Source organism: Lutimaribacter saemankumensis, from assembly GCF_900100005.1.
Taxonomy (GTDB): domain Bacteria; phylum Pseudomonadota; class Alphaproteobacteria; order Rhodobacterales; family Rhodobacteraceae; genus Lutimaribacter; species Lutimaribacter saemankumensis.
On the sequence record NZ_FNEB01000008.1, the window covers coordinates 115,894 to 133,146 of the forward strand.

The window sequence follows — 17,253 nt, forward strand, 5'->3', positions numbered from 1 at the left end:
GACCGCAATGAAGACACCGCAGATCAAACACCACCTGACCGACGAACTGCTGATGGCCTATTCCGCCGGCAGCCTGCCCGAAGCCTTCAGCCTTGTCGTCGCGACGCATGTATCGCTTTGCGACGAATGCCGGGCACGGCTTGGCAGCTTCGACACGTTGGGCGGTGCGATGCTCGAAGAATGTGGGAGTGCCGAACTGGACGCAGGGGCGCTGGACGCCACGATGGCGCGCATCCTGGAAGGTGCGCCGCAGGTTGCGCCCAAGGAAAAGCCCCGCAAGTCGCGCGGCGTGTTCCCCGGTCCGTTGCAGGATTATGTCGGCGGCGACGTCGAAGCGGTGAAATGGAAACCGGTCGGAATGGGTGTGCGGCAAGCGATCCTGCCGACCAGCCATGATGCCAGCGTGCGTTTGTTGTACATTCCCGCGGGCTGTGCGGTTCCCGATCACGGTCACCGTGGCACCGAACTGACGCTGGTGCTGCAGGGTGCGTTCATGGACGAAGACGATCGGTTCGCGCGCGGCGATGTCGAGGTTGCGGATGAAGATCTCGAACATACGCCCATCGCGGATATCGGCGAGGATTGCATCTGCCTTGCCGCGACGGACGCGCCGCTGCGGTTCCGTGGTATCGTACCGCGTCTGGCGCAGCCGTTCCTGAAAATCTGATCAGCCGCGACCGCGTTCCAACTCGGCACGCAGTTCTTCTGCCTCGTATCGCGCGTCGCGCAGGCCTTCCATGGCGGCGGCCAACTCGGCCTCGGTCTGACTGATCTGGTTGGTCAGCTCTGCCTCGCGCTGTTGCAGGTAGGTGATTGCCTGATCGCGGGTTTCCTCGGCCTCGTGCAATTCCTGTGCCATCCGCTCCAGCTCGCCCATATCGGCGCGCGACACACGGGTGAAGCGGTGGATCAGCCAATGCGCGAACCAGCCCACGCAGAACGCCACGAACAGGATGACTGCCGTGGCGATGATGATCTCGGTTCTATTCATCAGTTGATCCTTCTTCCGACGCGGCCTCGTCGTCCGGTATGTCTACGGTGGGCTGCTCGACACTTTCAAGCGTCGTTTCCACCTCTTCCATCGGTTCCGGGCGGATCAGCTTGAACTCGATCCGGCGGTTGGCCTCGCGGCCCTCTTCGGTTTCGTTGTCCGCGATGGGCTGTTCCTCGCCATATCCCTTGGCGGTGATGTTCGACGTCAGGACGCGTCGGTCGCGCAAGGCGTTCAGAACCGCCTGGGCCCGGGCCTGGCTGAGCTGCTGGTTCATGACCTCGCGGCCCTGGCTGTCGGTATGGCCGCCGATTTCCATCCGCACCTCGCCGCATTGCTTCAGGATCTCTGCAATGTCGTCGATGATGCCGCCGGCTTCGGAATCCGGTGTGGCCGAGCCGGGCTCGAAGTTGATCTTGCGCGCGGACAGGATCGCGGCGATTTCCGCCTCGCATTCATCCGGCGTCGGGATGGACGCGATCGGGTCCAGCTTTTCCTGGTAGGTCACGTCGATGTCGAAGCGCTCCGCCTCTCCCAGCTTGTCGACAAGCAGCCGCGATATCTCGGCCGACGCCTCCTTGTTGCCGGTGTTCCCGGTGACCTTCACCGTGTCGGGCTGGACGATCACGGCGCCGTTCGACAGCTTCGAAAGCGCTTCGAGCCCGGCAAGAACGCGCACAGGCCAGTCCTTTGGCAGGGTTTCGTCCAGCCGCGCGCCGACATAGATCTTGTCGGAACCGAACCGGGCGCGGGCAAAGCTTTCGGTGGCGACGCGGCTCAACTCGTCGCTGACACGGCCACGAAGTTGCAGCAGCCCTTCGGGCGACAGGGTTGCCACGAATTCGGGCGGGCCGGCCTGCTTCGTGTCTTTTGGCCGGGGCAACACGGTGTGGAGCGCGAAAACATCCGGCAGGCTGTTTTCCAGTTCGCCGACCGTGCGGTCGAAAAGCGCCTCGTCCGTGCCTTCGGCTGCGATCAGGGTGATGTCTGCATCGGCGAATGTCACCGATCCCCCACCAAGGGTGGCAAGCGCGCCGATTGCCTGTTCGGCGGCAACCGACCAGTTGGGCGAAGGCACGCCAAGACCGACCGTGCAGTCCGCCTTGCCCTGCAGGCCCGCGCGCATCGCCGCGCCGAGGATACGGTCACGAGCGGTGTCGCTGTCCGCCGAGCAGGCGTCGAAGCGGGCAGTGCCATCTTCGATCAGGAAGCGCAGGGTAAAGGGCGTAATCACCGGCCGCGGTGCGCTGATCTCCAACGCCAGCCGCAGCCCCAGCGGGGCCGCGCGCGACAGGCCGCTTTCCAGCTTTCGCTTGGCCGTCACGCTGTCCGAGATCGCCGTGATGACCACCTGGTTGGCGCTGACCGAAACCTTGGCGCGCCGCAGCTGTTCCAGGGCGTCCACCGCATAGTCGACCGCCACGTCCCAACCGTCCGGCACCGGATAATCCGCGCTTTCCAGCAGGTCGGTCACCTGCGCGCCCTCGGAAAGGTCGGCGAGGTCTTCGGCCAGTGCGTCACGGTCGGTGGACGCGGGGACAAGGCCGATCAGGGAAATGCCGCTGTCATTCCGCAGAATCTCGATAGAAAAGCGGGGCGGCTTGATGCGTTTGGATTCGGTCACGTCCATACGGTCGATGATGCGCGCGGCATCCACGATCTTGCCCGCGGTCGACAGCGCCTGGAATCGTATGGCCTCGGTCGGGGCGGTGCCTGTCAGGTAGACACGCAACCCGTCGGCCTCGACCTCGGCCCAGTGCAGCTCAGCCCGGTCCAGTGCTTGCCGGACGCCGCGTTCGGAATTGTCCTGGATCACGTTGACGGCGAATACCGCTACGATCACGCAGATGATCGCGCCGGCGGCAAAGGTTGCAGCGATATAGGCAATCGAAGAAAGACGCATGAAACAGCCGGGTCCAGACTTTGATACCGCTTCTTAGGGCCGTGGGCGGAGAGGTGCAATCAAAGGAGCATCGCACCGGCGAAAAACAGCAAGGGGATCAGCCCGGTATCGCGATTGGCGCGGAACAGCATCAGGCAGATGTCGGGGTCGTCGATCTGCAGCTTGCGCATCTGCCAGACCATGTGCCAGCCCATCGCCCAGGGGCCGAAGATCGCAAGGCCGATGGCCAGCGGGTCGCCGCCGCGCCCCGCCATCGCCGACAGGATCGCCATCGCCATCAGCGCGACCGTCGCAGCCATGAACCGGCGGAGCCACATCGCGGTGTCCGACCCGAACAGCCGCGCGGTCGATTTGACGCCGATCAGCGCGTCGTCTTCCTTGTCCTGGTGGGCATAGATCGTGTCATAGAACAACGTCCACGCGATCCCGGCCATGTACAGAACCATCGGCGCCGGGTGCAGGTAGCCGGTATGCGCCACCCAGGCCAGCATCGCGCCCCAGTTGAAGGCAAGCCCCAGGAATATCTGGGGCCACCAGGTGAACCGCTTGGCGAATGGGTAGATCGCCACCGGCAGCAGCGACACGATCCCCATGACGATCGCCGCGCCGTTATAGGTCAGCAGGATGCCAAAGGCCAAAAGGGCCTGCAGGATCATCCAGCCCGCAGCCTGTTTGACGCTGACCTGGCCGGACGGGATGGGGCGCGACGCCGTGCGCGCCACCGAGCCGTCGAAATCGCGGTCGGTGATGTCGTTCCAGGTGCAGCCGGCCCCGCGCATCAGCCACGCGCCGATCCCGCAGGACAGGAAGATCCAGGCGTCTTCCCAGCGGGGTTGGCCATCATGGAGCATCGCCAGCGCCAGCCCCCACCAGCACGGGATCAGGAGCAGCCAGGTGCCGATCGGCCGGTCGGCCCGCGACAGGCGCAGGTAAGGCCGTGACCATGCGGGCGCGCGCCGGTCGACCCAGTTGCCGCGATAGGCGTCGGCCACCTGTCCTTCGGTGGTTGTGCCCTCTGGCGTCCGGTCGGGTGTGGTCATATGGTCGCCCCATGAGTTCGACTGCAAAAATACGCCTCTATGTAGATCACCCTCTGGCCGAGGGGCAATGCGTCCCGTTGGATCGTGATCAGGCGCATTACCTTTTCGGCGTCATGCGCCAGTCCGAAGGCGCGGCGGTGCTGCTGTTCAACGGCCGCGACGGTGAATGGCTGGCCCATGTCACGCAAGCCGGAAAGCGCGCGGGAGAGCTGACCTGCGAGGCCCGGACGCGGCCCCTGCAGATGCCGCCCGACCTTTGGCTGATGTTTGCGCCGATCAAGAAGGCGCGCACCGATTTCATCGTCGAGAAGGCCGCCGAGATGGGCGCTGCCCGCATCCTGCCGGTGCAGACCGACTTCACCAATGCCGAACGTATCCGCCAGGACCGGCTTCAGGCCCATGCCGTCGAAGCCGCCGAGCAATGCGGCGGCACCTTCGTGCCAGAGGTCTGCGATCTTCAGCGGCTTGACCGGGTGCTGGACGGTTGGGACGGCGAACGGCAAATTCTCTTTTGCGACGAAGGGCTTGCCGGTGCATCATCGGCCCTGTCGGGCCTCTTCTGCGATGAGGGGCGCAGCGCCCCGGAAAGTGGCCGCTGGGCGATCCTGATCGGACCCGAAGGCGGATTTTCCGATGCCGAACGCGCACGGTTGCGCGAGTTTCCCCATGCCAACGCGGTCAGCCTTGGCCCGCGCATCCTGCGTGCCGACACGGCTGCCGTCGCCGCGCTTGCTTTGTGGCAGATGGCGCTGGGTGACTGGCGATGAGCTTTGTCCGCCCCGAGGCGATGGAAACCGTGCTGCGCTGGCGCGACGCGCTGATTGGTGCGGCGCTGGGCAGTCTCGGTCTTTGGTGGGCCCTGGGCGCGCATGGCATCCTGAACTGGATCGGCTGGCTTGTCCTGCCCGTGGCCGCAGCGCTGATTTGGACGGGCATCCGCCGGGCGCGGTTTCACTCAGGCCGCGGCGGTCCCGGTGTAGTGACCGTGGACGAAGGCGCGATTGCCTGGCTCGGGCCGTTCCACGGTGGCGCAGTGGCACTGGAAGACCTCGACCGGCTGGAACTCGACCCGACGCGCAACCCGGCGGTCTGGCGGCTCTTCGCGCCCGGTCAGATGCCCTTGGAAATTCCCGTCACCGCCGAAGGGGCGGATGCGCTTTTCGACGCGTTCGCGCGTTTGCCGGGGCTCGATACCCCCAAAATGCTGGCCGAGTTGCGCGGTGGCGCACAGGCACCTGTCGTTATCTGGCAAAAAAGCCGGCCCCGTCTACATTGACAGCGGCATCAATTCATCGCACCCATTGCCGCGTTTGAAAGCAAGGATCGGAGAGCCAACCCATGTCCATCCCACAGTCCGGCGGCGGGCCGATCGAAAGCTTTGACCAACTGGCCAGCTACCTGGAAAGCGGCTGCAAGCCAAAGCAAGACTGGCGCATCGGCACCGAGCACGAGAAATTCGGCTACTGCAAGGACACCCATCTGCCGATCCCGTATGATGGCCCGCGCAGCGTCAAGGCGGTGCTGGAAGGGCTGCGCGAAAAGCACGGCTGGACCCCGGTCGAAGAGGCGGGCAACCTGATCGGGCTGACCAAGGACGGTGCGAATATCAGCCTCGAACCGGGCGGGCAGCTGGAACTGTCGGGCGCGGCGCTCGAAACCATTCACCAGACCTGCGACGAGGTGAACGAGCACCTGCGCGAGGTGAAGGACATCGCCGACAAGGTCGGTGTCGGCTTCATCGGACTTGGGGCGGCGCCCGAATGGACGCATGAACAGATGCCGATGATGCCCAAGGGGCGCTATCGCCTGATGACGTCCTACATGGACAAGGTCGGCACCATGGGCAAATCCATGATGTACCGCACCTGCACCGTGCAGGTGAATCTCGATTTCTCGTCCGAGGCGGACATGGTGAAAAAGCTGCGCGTCGCGCTGGCGCTGCAACCGGTCGCCACGGCGCTTTTCGCCAATTCGCCATTTTTCGAGGGCAAGCCAAACGGTCACAAATCCTGGCGCTCGCGCATCTGGCGCGACCTTGATCCCGCGCGCACGGGCACGCTGCCCTTTGTCTTCGAAGACGGGTTCGGTTTCCAACGCTATGTCGATTACGCGCTCGATGTACCGATGTATTTCGTCTACCGCGACGGGCAGTATATCGACGCGCTGGGGCAGTCGTTCCGCGATTTCCTTGACGGCAAGCTGCCCGCCCTGCCGGGCGAGACACCCACGCTCAGCGATTGGGCCGATCACCTGACCACGATCTTCCCCGAAGCGCGGATAAAGAAATACATGGAGATGCGCGGCGCGGATGGTGGCCCGTGGCGGCGGCTGTGTGCGCTTCCGGCGCTTTGGGTCGGGCTGATGTATCATCAGGACAGCCTGGATGCCGCCTGGGATCTGGCAAAGCACTGGGATGCCGAAACCCGCGAGGCATGGCGCGTCGAGGCGTCGGTGCGCGGCTTGCAGGCCATCGTCGGCGGGCGCCGCATGATCGATCTTGCCTCCGAGGTGCTGGACATCAGCCGCGCGGGCCTCAAGGCGCGGGCGCGTCCGGGGCTTGGCGGCATGGTGCAGGACGAACGCCATTTCCTCCATGCGCTCGAAGACAGCATCGAAACCGGGCAGGCGCCGGCCGATGAGTTGCTGGAACGCTATCACGGCGACTGGAACGGCGATCTGAGCCGTATCTACGACGAATACAGCTACTGATCAGCGGCCGGTCTTGGCGGCCGCCAACCGGCTTTCCCGATCGTAATCTGCCAACAGATGTCGCGCAGGTCGGTTTTGTGCGGCATTGCGTCGGATGGGCAATCCGCGATTTGCGCGGCCTGCTAAAGATCGTGCAACGCATGATCCAAGGGAGTCGCCTGCGCAATGAAAACCCAAGTCAAAGCCCTGGTTGTCGGTGGTGGCGCCGTCGGCACCTCGATCGCCTATCACCTTGCCCGCGCGGGCTGGCAGGACGTCATGCTGCTGGAGCGGGACGAACTGACCTCGGGGTCGACATGGCACGCGGCGGGCCTGCTGCCGCTGTTCAACATGTCTTATGCAACCACGCATATCCACCAGTACTCGGTCGAGTTCTACAAGACGCTCGAGGCGGAAACGGGGCTGAACGCGGGCTTCTCGATCGTCGGCAACCTGCGAATGGCGCAGACGCAGGCGCGCATGGACGAATACATGGTCTATGCCACCACCGCCGAAACCTGCGGCGTGCCCTATGAGTGGATGACGCCCGCCCAGATCAAGGAGCGGTGGCCGCTGGTCAATACCGAAGACCTGAAAGGCGCGATCTATCACCCGACCGACGGTTACATCAACCCGGCCGACGTGACGATGGCGATGGCCAAGGGCGCGCGCCAGCGCGGCGTGATGATCGAACGCAAATGGCAGGCCGACGGGTTCGAGTGGAAGGGCGATCATTGGGACGTCACCTGCACCAAGATGGTGGAAAAGGGCGGCAACCTCGTTCCTGGTGACGAGCAGATCGTCATTTCGGCCGAACATGTCGTCACCGCCAGCGGCAACCACGCGCAGCGCACGGCAAAGATGCTGGGCATCAAGATGCCGGCGATCCCGGTCGAACACCAGTTCATCGTGACCGAACCCGACCCCGCGCTGGTCGAATACCGCAAGAACGGCGGCGAAGAGCATCCCGTTCTGCGCGATGCGGATGCCAAGTGGTATGTCCGCGAAGAACGCGGCGGCTGGATCCTGGGTCCGTATGAGCGCAACGCGCCCGCACGCTTCGAATACGGTGTGCCCGACAGTTTCCGCGCCGATCTGTTCCCGCTGGACCTGGAGCGCATCGAAGAGGAATACATGTCGATGATCCACCGACTTCCATCCTCGGAAACCGTGGGTCTCAAGGACGATTTCAACGGCCCGATCTGCTATACGCCCGATGGCAACCCGCTGGTGGGCCCGGCGCCTGGCCTGCGCAACATGTGGCTGGCCGAGGGCTTCAGCTTTGGCATCACCGCGGCGGGCGGCACCGGCTATTACCTTGCGCAGATGATGGTTGACGGCGAGGCCGAGATCGACATGGCCAGCCTCGATCCCAAGCGCTACGGCCAGGAGTGGATGACCACCGAATATGCCGCGCGCAAGAACGAGGAATGCTACGAGCACGTCTATATCCTGCACCACCCCGATGAGGAGCGCGAGGCCTGCCGCCCGCTGCGTACCGGCCCGGCCTATGACCGGCAAAAGGCGCGCGGCGCGCAGTTCGGCTGTGTCAACGGGTTCGAGCGCCCGAACTATTTCGGCCCGCTCGATGCGCCGGACAGCTTTGATCACAACGCACGCTCGTTCCGTCGCGGCGGCTGGTGGGATTATGCCCGCGCCGAGGCCGAAGCCGTGCGCAATGCCGCCGGCCTTATCGACGCGACCGCCTTTACCAAGCATGTCGTGAAGGGGCCGGGCGCGACGCAGTTCCTTGACTGGTTCACCTGCAACAAGCTGCCGCGCGTCGGTCGCATCAACCTGACCTATGCGCTGACCGATGCCGGCACCACGCGCACGGAATACACCATCGTGCGCCTGGCCGAGGACGAATATTACCTCGTGTCCGCGGGTGCCTGGGGCGCCTATGACGGCGATTACCTGCGCAAGGCCGCGGCCGACAAGGCAGGGGAATTCGGCTATATCGAAATTCAGGACGTGACCACGCAATGGGGCGTCTTTGCCATCGCGGGGCCGAAATCGCGCGACATCCTGAACGAGGTTATCAAGGATGCCGACCCGTCCACGGCGCTGTCGAACAAGCGGTTCCCGTGGTTGTCCTGCCGCGAGATCGAACTGGGCATGTGCCCGGTCCGCGCAATCCGCGTAGCCTATACGGGCGAGCTGGGCTGGGAACTGCACCATCCGATTGAGATGCAGACCTACCTGTTCGACCTGCTGGAAAAGGCCGGTGAAAAGCACGGGATGAAGCTGGTGGGCGCGCGTGCGCAGAACTGGCTGCGGCAGGAAAAATCCTACCGCGCCTTCGGCAACGAACTGGGCCGCGACGCCACCCCGCTCGAGGCCGATCTGCCGCGCTTTGTCGACCTGGAAAAGGATTTCCACGGCAAGGACGCGATGGTCGCCAAGGGTGTGCGCAGCAAATGCGTCACCGTCCTGATTGACGGGCCCGCCGACGCCGACCCGTGGGGCCGCGAAGCCCTGTATGTGAACGGCGAAAAGGTCGGGCGCCTGACCTCGGGCGGCTTTTCCGTGGCCTTCGGTCAGTCGATCGGCATGGGCTATGTCAAACCCGAGCTTGCCGTCGAGGGCCAGAAGCTGCAGGTCAGGATGTTCGACAAGCTTTGGGACGCCAGGATCACCTGCGACAGCCCCTACGACCCCAAGAACGAAGTTATCCGCAAGGACGGCTGAACCGGTCTTTCCGGGCGCTACATCATGACCGGGCCCTTTGCGGGGCCCGGTCATCTGCCTTGTCGAACGGGCACGGGTCCGACAAGGTTCCAACGCGCCGCCATGGCCAGGTCGGCCGCATGCTGAACAGCGCATGAACGCCCACCGCGAGAGCAGGTATTCAGAAAGCCGCCGGCTTGAGCGCTGTCCAAGGGTTCCAGATCACCAGAGGGCAGGATCGTTGAGCGCGGCGACGCAGCCAGACAAGCCCCTAAGCGGGGCGAGCTGCCTGTTTGTCAGCGACTGCCCCAGCCAACCTTCGGGATAGGTCAGTGGCAGGGGCGGCGGCGCCACCGCCTCCGGTATCTGTCGGAACCCAACCCTGGAATAGAAATTGATGTCGCCATAGGTCAGCGCGACATCCACACCATTGTCCCGCAGCTCGGTCAGGCCGAATGCTAGCAACTCCTGCCCGATCCCCTTGCCTTGATATGCTGTCGCCACGGCCATGGGCGACAGAATGAATACGACACGCTCATCCTCTGAATAGGTCATGCGCGTAAAAACTGCCGCACCGGCAAGTGTGCCCGCGTCGATGGCGCAGAAAACAAAGATGTCCGCCGCGTCTACCGTCGCAAGCATCCTTGCCACAAGCGCACCTATCAGTTCGCCTTCCTCGGCGCCTTCGGAGTCGGTGAAGGTCGACCGGAAAAGATCGGTGATTTCGCGGTTTCGATGCGCGTATGTTGTTGTGAATTCCATGGTGTCTTCCTTTTATCGTTGATTGAGCTGGGCACGCACGGCTTTTATTCCCTGCCGAGATACCCGGTAGGGCTTGCCGTTTTGCGAGCGGATGAAGCGCCGTTTCTTCAGGCGCAGAAATACGTCGATGGTGCAGTCCTCAAGAACATGACCATCGCGCGTGAAACAGGTTATCGCGCGTATCTTGCCGTTATCGCCCCGTTCGTGGTGGATGGATCCACCGAGGGCGAGTTCATGCAAAACACGCTGCTCGTGCTTTGAGATGTTCAACGGGGTGTCTCGATTTCATGAGATTGCAGAAAACGGGTCACTCAGCTTCGCGCGTGAGTGTCCTTTTGTTTCTGGCGTTCCCGAAAAGAGTTGTCGGGAACGGGCTTATGCCCGGGGCTCTCGCATAAAATCTCCATCGCGTGGGGGCTTGGCCCCACGACTGCGCAAAAGCTAGGTGCGGTCGCACGTCACGGCAAGTCAGTTGCGATACGCTTGCATGACAAAAGAGCAGGTGTTGCACAAAAGCGGACCGTCGCATCGCTTGGTGACAGCCCGCTTTGGTCCGCAGGGCTGCCATCCAGCAGCCAGCCGAACAAACGGTGCTATCCAGCCTGCGCGGCTGTCAACTCGTCAAAGCATTCCAGCGCCTTGCCCGCATACATCGTGGCCGGGCCGCCGCCCATCTGGATTGTCATCGCCAGCACATCGGCGATTTCGTCGCGGGTGGCGCCCGCCTTGACCAGTGCCTCGATATGCAGAGCAATGCAGGATTCGCAGCGGATGCCGACGGCAATCCCCAGCGCCACGAATTCCTTGGTCTTGAAATCCAGAACGCCGCCTTCCTTCACCGCCTTCGACATCGCGCCGAAGCCTTTGGTCACTTCGGGGATGGTCCTGTACAGCACCCGCAGGCGGTTGCGTGTCGACTCCAGCGTATTTGTCCAGGCCATATGTGCCGCTCCTTGAATGTAAGTTCGGCACAGCCAGACCACGGGCATTCCCTGCGATCTTTGACCTCGATCAGATAGGCAACGATTTTTCGAACCGGCGCATCAGGGTTTGCGCGCGACAAACCCCATGTTGTTCGCGGGCATTTCGATTACCTGCACGAGGTCCAGGAAATTCTGGTGAATCCATTCGATCACGTCCCAGTCGTCCTTGTACCCGATTTCAGGGTCTTGCGCGGTCAGCGCAGCGTGGAACTGCGCGTCCCCCTCCGACGTGGTTTCGCCGTCGCGCAGGAAAGGCCCGTACAGGATCAGCCGGCCGCCGGGGGCCAGCGCCTGGGCCGCTTCGGCGATCAGGATACGGGCTTCGGCTTCGCTGATCAGGTGCAACAGGTTCACAAGCAGGATCAGGTCTTGCCCGCCATGGGTCGCGGCCCATCCGGGCACGGTTGCGTCCAGCTCGATCGCGGGCTGCAGGTTGGCCAGCCCCGCCTGCGCGGCGTGGGCGTCGATCGAGCGGCGCCGGTCGGCGTCGATATCCGTGGGTTGCCAGGACAGCCCCGGCAGGCGTCCCGCCAGAACGACCGCGTGTTCCCCGGTGCCGGCGGCCAGTTCCAGCGCGCGGCCCGTTTCCGGCGCGTGCGCGGCCACCAGCTCGGCAATCGCTTCGGCGTTGCGCGCGGCAGAGGGGGCGAACATGCGTCCATCCTCGGCAGGGGTCGCGATCGAGGCGCTGTCGGGCAGGTTCAGGCGTCTTGGCATGGGATCTCTTGGCGTGATGTCTGGACAGTCCGGTTTTGCCATGCCGAACGGGCGCGTGCAAAGCCCCAGTTCGTCAGGTCCGGCTAGTTCGTTTTCGCGAACCGCGCAGGCGACAGGGCGGCCACGATTTCGGGGTCGAGCGTGGTTGTCGCGCCGCCTGCGGTCTGCGCCAGCAATTCGCTTGCCGCGGCGGCGGTCTGAAAGCCATAGCCGCCTTGGCCCGCCATCCACAGGAAATCCGGCGCGCCTGCGTCGCGCCCGATCACCAGCGCGCGGTCGGGGGCGAAACTGCGCAGGCCCGCCCAGTTCGCGATCATCCGCTCCACCGGTGCGGTGCTGAAATCCTGGTAGCGCGCCAGGCCCTCGGCCAGAACCATGTCGTCGGCCCAGGCGTCATGCGGCTCCATCGGGTCTTCGTCGCCCGGCGACACGATCAGCGCGCCGGCATCGGGTTTGGCATACCAGCGGTCGCCCACCCCGTCGACAAAAGCCCAGCCCGACGGGTCCATGCCTTCGGGCAGCGCGATACGTGCCATGGACCGGCGGTAGGGCTGAATGCCGATCGGTGCGACCCCGGCCAGCCCGGCCACTTGGTCGGCCCAGGCCCCGGCGGCATTCACCAGAACGCGCCCCTCATGGTCCTGCCCGCCGGCGCGCACCTGCCAGCCGCTCGGCGCGCGGCTGATCGCCTCGACCCGCGCGCGAGTGACGACCTTGGCCCCGGCGGCGCGCGCCTCGCGCAGAAAGTTCTGGATGAACAGGTCCGTGTCCAGATCGCAGGTATCCTCGCGCAGGGCGGCATGGGCGGTGTGGCTGCGATCCAGCAAGGGCCAACGAGCCGCCGCCTCGTCCAGCGTGATCCGCTCCAGCCCCATGTCGGCGGCCTGCGCGGCAAAGCCTTCGGCCTCGTCCGCCGCGCCCAGCAGCATCATCGGGCGCGGGGATAGAACGCCGCCATGCGCATGGCGCAGGTAATCGGCGCTGGCACTGTTGAGCGCGCGCACAACCGTGTTGCCATAGCTTTCCAGGAACATCGCGGCCGACCGGCCCGAGGCATGATAGGCCAGGCTCTCCTCGGCCTCCAGCAGGGTCACGCTGCCCAGCCCGGACAGGCGCGCCGCAGCGCTGATGCCCGCGATGCCGCCACCGATGATAAGGAAATCCTGCATCGTTCACCCCCCGTGTTCCGGCTCAGCCTGCCACGGCTGGCGCGCCGCCGAAAGAGGGGGGCTGGCAGTTTCGCGATTTGATGAAATTTTCATGTCATCCACAAGATATAGAGGTTATCCCCAACTTTTTGCTTTACAGAAAAACATTTGGCGCACACCATATTTGGTAGAGACAGGGCGAAAAGCCCCGGTTTCTTGAGCAGGCAGCTAGCGCTTGGGGCGCTGCCACGCCCCGGCGCTACGCACAAACAGGAGGTGGCGTCATGGCCCTGTCCGAGCAGTTTCTTCAAGAGGATTTGCACCCAATCGACATCGTCGAGCATCTGGCCGAATTCAACGACTGGGATTTCGACCGCGTGCACGATGACCAGATCGCCATGGCGGTCGAAGGGCAGTGGCGGACCTATTCGATCACGCTGGCCTGGTCGGCCTATGACGAAACGCTGCGCATGGTCTGCACGTTCGAAATGGAGCCGCCCGAGGAAAGGCTTCCCGCGCTTTACGAATGTCTGAACGCGGCCAATGACCAGTGCTGGGCCGGCGGCTTCAGCTATTGGGACGAACACAAGCTGATGGTCTATCGCTATGGCCTCGTGCTGGCGGGCGGCCAGTCGGCCAGTGCCGAACAGATCGACACGATGATCGGCGCCGCGGTGCTGAGCGCCGAGCGCTACTATCCCGCCTTCCAGCTTGTCGTCTGGGGCAATCGCGCGCCGCAGGACGCGCTGCAGATCGCGATCAGCCAGGCCTACGGGCGCGCCTGACGCGCCGCACAATGCGGGCAGGCCGCCGCTTGCCCGCCCTTTCCGGCATTGCCCCTCGCGGGTGGTCGGCGTAACACTCCCCGCAACGACACGCGCGAAGGGGAGATGCCAATGAACATGGACGATCTGGAACAACGCGGCCTGGTCCTTCTGGGCTGTGGCAAGATGGGATCGGCCATGCTCGAAGGGTGGCTCAAGGGCGGGTTGCCCGCGTCCTCGGTCTGGGTGATCGACCCCAAGCCCTCGGACTGGCTGCAAAAAACGGGGGTTCACCTGAACGCCAATCTGCCGGCGGCGCCAGCGCTGGTGCTGGTCGCGGTCAAGCCGCAGATGATGGGCGAGGCACTGCCGACGCTGGCGGCGATGGGCGGTGGCGGCACGCTGTTCGTGTCGGTCGCGGCGGGTACGCCGATCGCGCATTTCGAACAGGTGCTCGGCGCGGGCACGCCCATCGTGCGGGCCATGCCCAACACACCCGCCGCCGTGGCCAAGGGGATCACCGCGATCATCGGCAATGCCCATGCCGGGGCGGCGCATCTGGACATGGCCGAGGCGCTGCTGCGTGCCGTCGGACAGGTTGTCCGCCTGGAAGACGAGGGCCAGATGGATGCGGTCACCGGCCTTTCCGGGTCCGGTCCGGCCTACGTGTTCCACATGATCGAATGCATGGCCCGCGCGGGCCAGGCGCAGGGCCTGGCCCCGGAATTGGCGATGCAACTGGCCAAGGCCACGGTTGCGGGCGCGGGCGCGCTGGCCGAAGCAGCCGACGAAACGCCCGCGCAACTGCGCGTCAACGTCACCAGCCCCAACGGGACCACGCAGGCGGGGCTCGAGGTGTTGATGAACGAAAGCACCGGCCTGCCGCCGCTCATGGCGAAAACCGTGGCCGCCGCGACCGACCGGAGCAAGGAGTTGCGCAATGGCTGATCCCATCACCTTCGACGATTTTCTGCGCGTCGATATCCGCGTGGGCCGCGTGCTGCGGGCCGAACCCTTTCCCGAGGCGCGCAAGCCCGCGATCAAGATGTGGATCGATTTCGGCCCCGAACTGGGCGAGCGCAAGACCAGCGCGCAGGTCACGGCGCATTACGCCCCCGACGAGCTGATCGGAAAGCAGGTGATGGCCGTCGTGAATTTCCCGCCCCGCCAGATCGGGCCGTTCATGTCCGAAGTGCTGGTTCTGGGTGTCACCGACCCTGATGGTGGCGTTGTTCTGATCTCACCCGACAAAGAGGTGCCGCCCGGCGGCAGGATGCATTGATGGCAAAGAAAAAAGTGCTTTTGGCGCGCAACCTGCCCGAGGCGGTGATCGCGCGCGCAGAGGAATTATTCGATCTGACCGTGCGCGAAAAGACGCAACCGATGACGCCATCGGAAATGCGCTCGGGTCTGGCGATCTATGACGGGATGATGCCCTCGCTGGGGGATCACTTTTCGGCCGATATATTCAACGAATTCGGCCGCCCGCGCTGCAAGATCCTTGCCAATTTCGGCGTCGGCTACAACCATATCGACGTCGATGCCGCCCGCGCGCACAGCGTGACGGTCACGAACACCCCCGGCGCGGTGACCGACGCCACCGCCGATATCGCGATGACGCTGATACTGATGAGCGCACGCCGCGCCGGCGAAGGCGAACGTCTTGTCCGCTCGGGCGCATGGGAAGGGTGGCACCCGACCCAGATGCTGGGTCTGCATGTCAGCGGAAAGACGGTCGGCATCGTCGGCATGGGCCGGATCGGGCAGGCCATCGCGCGGCGCTGCCATTTCGGGTTCGGGATGGAGGTTCTGTTTTTCAACCGTTCGGAAAAGACGGTCGATTTCCCGGCCGAGCAGGTGGCCGACCTGGTCGACATGGCGTCGCGCTGCGATATCGTCGTGGCCGCCACGCCGGGCGGGGCGGAAACCCGTCACCTGATCGGCGCGGATGTGTTCGCCGCGATGAAGCAGACGGCGCATGTGGTCAATATCAGCCGTGGCGACGTGGTGGACGAGGCCGCGCTGATCGCCGCGCTGCAGGCGGGCGAGATCGCCGGGGCCGGGCTCGATGTCTACGAGTTCGAGCCGCAGGTGCCGGATGCCTTGCGTGCGATGGAAAACGTCGTGCTGCTGCCGCATCTGGGCACCGCCGCCGAAGAGGTGCGCACCGATATGGGCATGATGGTGCTGGACAACCTCGTGGCCTTTTTCGAAGGGCGGGAGCCGCCGAACAAGCTCTGATCCGGCGGCTTGACCTTTCGGTCAGCTTTCGATGATGTGGCAAGACACGAGGGAGGGGACCCCATGTATCAGCCTGCGATCACCGGAACCGGCGTTTTCACGCCCGATCAGGTCATAACCAATGACGAGCTTGTCGAAAGCTTCAACCGCTATGTCGACCTGTTCAACGCCGAAAACGCCGAGGCGATCGCCGCCGGCGAGGTCGAGGCGAAAGAGCATTCCTCGACCGAGTTCATCATAAAGGCGTCCGGGATCGAACAGCGCTATGTCCTTGACAAGGAAGGGGTTCTTGATCCCAAGCGGATGTATCCGCGTTTCCGCCAGCGCAGCGACGACGAGCCGGGGATCATGACCGAAATCGCGCTTGCCGCCTGCGAGACCGCACTGGATCAGGCCGGGCTGACCGGGGCGGATATCGACCTTGTGATCTGTGCCGCGTCGAACATGGAGCGCGCCTATCCGGCGGTTGCCATCGAGATCCAGAAAGAGCTGGGCGCAGGTGGGTTCGCCTTCGATATGAACGTGGCCTGCTCGTCTGCCACCTTCGGCATCCAGGCCGCCGCCGACATGATCCGCTCGGGCTCGGTGCGCAAGGCGATTGTCGTCAATCCAGAAATCACCAGCGGGCATCTGGAGTGGCGGGATCGGGATTGTCATTTCATTTTCGGGGATGTGGCGACTGCGACGGTGCTGGAGCGCGAAGAGGATGCCAAGGGGCCGCACTGGATCGTGCGGTCGACGCGCTGCGCGACGGAATTTTCCAACAATATCCGCAACAACAACGGCTTCCTGCGCCGCAACCGCCCCGACGGGATGAAGGACCGGCGCGACATGCAGTTCATGCAGAACGGCCGCAAGGTGTTCAAGGAAGTGGTGCCGATGGTGTCGGCGCATATCCTGCAACACCTTGAAGACGAAGGGATTTCCCCCAGCCAACTGCGCCGGATGTGGCTGCACCAGGCCAACAAGGGCATGAACGATTTCGTGGGCCGCAAGGTTCTGGGGCGTGAACCCGAACCCGACGAACAGCCCAACATCCTGCAGGAATATGCCAACACCTCGTCGGCGGGGTCGATCATCGCCTTTGCCAAGCATTCCGACGACATGAAGCCGGGCGACCTGGGTGTGATTTGTTCATTCGGGGCGGGGTATTCGGTGGGCTCGGTCGTGGTCGAGCGGGCCTGAGCCAGGCAAAACCGCGCGGTCCTGGGCCGGAACCGCGCGCTTTTTAACGGAATGTTACCGGAAATCGCGCGGTTTCGGCGGGGAATCGCGCAGTTCCTGACGGAAAACCCATATCGCGCGCGCAGCAATTGGGGTGGCATGATACCTCTGACGTGCAAACC

18 protein-coding genes are annotated in these 17,253 nt (G+C 64.1%); 10 read left to right on the forward strand and 8 right to left on the reverse strand.

The features are described 5' to 3' along the window. Positions 1–7 precede the first annotated feature (7 nt). On the forward strand, positions 8–667 hold the full coding sequence (locus BLT50_RS14945; RefSeq protein ID WP_090029508.1) for a ChrR family anti-sigma-E factor: 660 nt from the start codon (positions 8–10) through the stop codon (positions 665–667). On the opposite strand, the gene BLT50_RS14950 is transcribed toward BLT50_RS14945, so the two are convergent. From BLT50_RS14950 to ubiA, 3 genes are read right to left on the reverse strand one after another with little or no spacing between them, the layout of a single operon-like run. Next, complete coding sequence (locus tag BLT50_RS14950; RefSeq protein ID WP_090029509.1) at positions 668–991, reverse strand: hypothetical protein; 324 nt, start codon at positions 989–991, stop codon at positions 668–670. After that, positions 984–2,894 carry an OmpA family protein gene (locus tag BLT50_RS14955; protein WP_090029510.1) on the reverse strand — a complete coding sequence of 637 codons (1,911 nt, stop codon included), beginning with the start codon at positions 2,892–2,894 and terminating at the stop codon, positions 984–986. Before BLT50_RS14955 ends, BLT50_RS14950 begins: the two co-directional genes overlap by 8 nt. Before the next feature lie 59 nt (positions 2,895–2,953). Further along, positions 2,954–3,934: a 4-hydroxybenzoate octaprenyltransferase gene (gene ubiA / locus BLT50_RS14960; protein ID WP_090029511.1), complete on the reverse strand. Its 981-nt coding sequence runs from the start codon at positions 3,932–3,934 to the stop codon at positions 2,954–2,956. An 11-nt stretch (positions 3,935–3,945) separates the two neighbouring features. Here ubiA and BLT50_RS14965 point away from each other — a divergent pair, with 11 nt between their 5' ends. From BLT50_RS14965 to BLT50_RS14980, 4 genes are all read left to right on the forward strand, one after another. Continuing rightward, positions 3,946–4,701 carry a 16S rRNA (uracil(1498)-N(3))-methyltransferase gene (locus BLT50_RS14965; protein ID WP_090029512.1) on the forward strand — a complete coding sequence of 252 codons (756 nt, stop codon included), beginning with the start codon at positions 3,946–3,948 and terminating at the stop codon, positions 4,699–4,701. Beyond that, entirely contained in the window at positions 4,698–5,210 is a 513-nt protein-coding gene (locus tag BLT50_RS14970; RefSeq protein ID WP_090029513.1) for a hypothetical protein, read from the forward strand. Before BLT50_RS14965 ends, BLT50_RS14970 begins: the two co-directional genes overlap by 4 nt. Before the next feature lie 62 nt (positions 5,211–5,272). Continuing rightward, entirely contained in the window at positions 5,273–6,643 is a 1,371-nt protein-coding gene (locus tag BLT50_RS14975) for a glutamate--cysteine ligase (protein ID WP_090029514.1), read from the forward strand. A 165-nt stretch (positions 6,644–6,808) separates the two neighbouring features. After that, positions 6,809–9,313 carry a GcvT family protein gene (locus BLT50_RS14980; RefSeq protein WP_090029515.1) on the forward strand — a complete coding sequence of 835 codons (2,505 nt, stop codon included), beginning with the start codon at positions 6,809–6,811 and terminating at the stop codon, positions 9,311–9,313. A 201-nt stretch (positions 9,314–9,514) separates the two neighbouring features. Here BLT50_RS14980 and BLT50_RS14985 read toward each other — a convergent pair whose 3' ends face one another. The 5 genes from BLT50_RS14985 to BLT50_RS15005 all read right to left on the reverse strand — a co-directional run bounded on the left by BLT50_RS14985 (position 9,515) and on the right by BLT50_RS15005 (position 12,923). Then, entirely contained in the window at positions 9,515–10,054 is a 540-nt protein-coding gene (locus BLT50_RS14985) for a GNAT family N-acetyltransferase (protein ID WP_090029516.1), read from the reverse strand. Positions 10,055–10,066: 12 nt separating this feature from the next. Further along, a complete protein-coding gene (locus BLT50_RS14990) occupies positions 10,067–10,324 on the reverse strand; it encodes a YjhX family toxin (RefSeq protein ID WP_090029517.1) in 258 nt (85 codons plus the stop codon). A 323-nt stretch (positions 10,325–10,647) separates the two neighbouring features. Next, on the reverse strand, positions 10,648–10,995 hold the full coding sequence (locus BLT50_RS14995; protein ID WP_090029518.1) for a carboxymuconolactone decarboxylase family protein: 348 nt from the start codon (positions 10,993–10,995) through the stop codon (positions 10,648–10,650). Positions 10,996–11,097: 102 nt separating this feature from the next. Then, entirely contained in the window at positions 11,098–11,754 is a 657-nt protein-coding gene (locus BLT50_RS15000) for a DUF938 domain-containing protein (RefSeq protein WP_090029519.1), read from the reverse strand. A gap of 83 nt (positions 11,755–11,837) precedes the next feature. Then, positions 11,838–12,923: an NAD(P)/FAD-dependent oxidoreductase gene (locus tag BLT50_RS15005; protein ID WP_090029520.1), complete on the reverse strand. Its 1,086-nt coding sequence runs from the start codon at positions 12,921–12,923 to the stop codon at positions 11,838–11,840. Positions 12,924–13,186: 263 nt separating this feature from the next. Here BLT50_RS15005 and BLT50_RS15010 point away from each other — a divergent pair, with 263 nt between their 5' ends. The 5 genes from BLT50_RS15010 (at position 13,187) to BLT50_RS15030 (ending at position 17,092) form a co-directional block, all read left to right on the forward strand. Next, the gene (locus tag BLT50_RS15010) at positions 13,187–13,687 is read left to right on the forward strand and encodes a type III secretion system chaperone family protein (RefSeq protein WP_090029521.1); all 501 of its coding nucleotides are present in this window, start codon (positions 13,187–13,189) and stop codon (positions 13,685–13,687) included. Between the two features lie 111 nt (positions 13,688–13,798). Then, the gene (proC, locus tag BLT50_RS15015) at positions 13,799–14,614 is read left to right on the forward strand and encodes a pyrroline-5-carboxylate reductase (protein ID WP_090029522.1); all 816 of its coding nucleotides are present in this window, start codon (positions 13,799–13,801) and stop codon (positions 14,612–14,614) included. Beyond that, a complete protein-coding gene (locus BLT50_RS15020; RefSeq protein WP_090029523.1) occupies positions 14,607–14,948 on the forward strand; it encodes a tRNA-binding protein in 342 nt (113 codons plus the stop codon). The genes proC and BLT50_RS15020 overlap by 8 nt, the downstream gene beginning before the upstream one ends. Next, entirely contained in the window at positions 14,948–15,907 is a 960-nt protein-coding gene (locus BLT50_RS15025) for a 2-hydroxyacid dehydrogenase (RefSeq protein WP_090029524.1), read from the forward strand. Before BLT50_RS15020 ends, BLT50_RS15025 begins: the two co-directional genes overlap by 1 nt. Before the next feature lie 63 nt (positions 15,908–15,970). After that, positions 15,971–17,092, forward strand: a complete 1,122-nt coding sequence (locus BLT50_RS15030) for a beta-ketoacyl-ACP synthase III (protein WP_090029525.1) — start codon at positions 15,971–15,973, stop codon at positions 17,090–17,092. Positions 17,093–17,253: the final 161 nt, after the last annotated feature.

What these genes read in the sequence shown, in the direction of transcription:
- BLT50_RS14980 (WP_090029515.1), top strand. Translation starts at nt 6,809, where the DNA reads ATGAAAACCCAAGTCAAAGCCCTGGTTGTCGGTGGTGGCGCCGTCGGC.
- BLT50_RS14945 (WP_090029508.1), top strand. Translation starts at nt 8, where the DNA reads ATGAAGACACCGCAGATCAAACACCACCTGACCGACGAACTGCTGATG.
- BLT50_RS14970 (WP_090029513.1), top strand. Translation starts at nt 4,698, where the DNA reads ATGAGCTTTGTCCGCCCCGAGGCGATGGAAACCGTGCTGCGCTGGCGC.
- BLT50_RS15010 (WP_090029521.1), top strand. Translation starts at nt 13,187, where the DNA reads ATGGCCCTGTCCGAGCAGTTTCTTCAAGAGGATTTGCACCCAATCGAC.
- BLT50_RS15000 (WP_090029519.1), bottom strand. Translation starts at nt 11,754, where the DNA reads ATGCCAAGACGCCTGAACCTGCCCGACAGCGCCTCGATCGCGACCCCT.
- BLT50_RS14965 (WP_090029512.1), top strand. Translation starts at nt 3,946, where the DNA reads ATGAGTTCGACTGCAAAAATACGCCTCTATGTAGATCACCCTCTGGCC.
- BLT50_RS14950 (WP_090029509.1), bottom strand. Translation starts at nt 991, where the DNA reads ATGAATAGAACCGAGATCATCATCGCCACGGCAGTCATCCTGTTCGTG.
- ubiA (WP_090029511.1), bottom strand. Translation starts at nt 3,934, where the DNA reads ATGACCACACCCGACCGGACGCCAGAGGGCACAACCACCGAAGGACAG.
- BLT50_RS15030 (WP_090029525.1), top strand. Translation starts at nt 15,971, where the DNA reads ATGTATCAGCCTGCGATCACCGGAACCGGCGTTTTCACGCCCGATCAG.
- BLT50_RS15020 (WP_090029523.1), top strand. Translation starts at nt 14,607, where the DNA reads ATGGCTGATCCCATCACCTTCGACGATTTTCTGCGCGTCGATATCCGC.
- BLT50_RS14955 (WP_090029510.1), bottom strand. Translation starts at nt 2,894, where the DNA reads ATGCGTCTTTCTTCGATTGCCTATATCGCTGCAACCTTTGCCGCCGGC.
- BLT50_RS14975 (WP_090029514.1), top strand. Translation starts at nt 5,273, where the DNA reads ATGTCCATCCCACAGTCCGGCGGCGGGCCGATCGAAAGCTTTGACCAA.
- BLT50_RS15005 (WP_090029520.1), bottom strand. Translation starts at nt 12,923, where the DNA reads ATGCAGGATTTCCTTATCATCGGTGGCGGCATCGCGGGCATCAGCGCT.
- BLT50_RS15025 (WP_090029524.1), top strand. Translation starts at nt 14,948, where the DNA reads ATGGCAAAGAAAAAAGTGCTTTTGGCGCGCAACCTGCCCGAGGCGGTG.
- BLT50_RS14995 (WP_090029518.1), bottom strand. Translation starts at nt 10,995, where the DNA reads ATGGCCTGGACAAATACGCTGGAGTCGACACGCAACCGCCTGCGGGTG.
- proC (WP_090029522.1), top strand. Translation starts at nt 13,799, where the DNA reads ATGAACATGGACGATCTGGAACAACGCGGCCTGGTCCTTCTGGGCTGT.
- BLT50_RS14985 (WP_090029516.1), bottom strand. Translation starts at nt 10,054, where the DNA reads ATGGAATTCACAACAACATACGCGCATCGAAACCGCGAAATCACCGAT.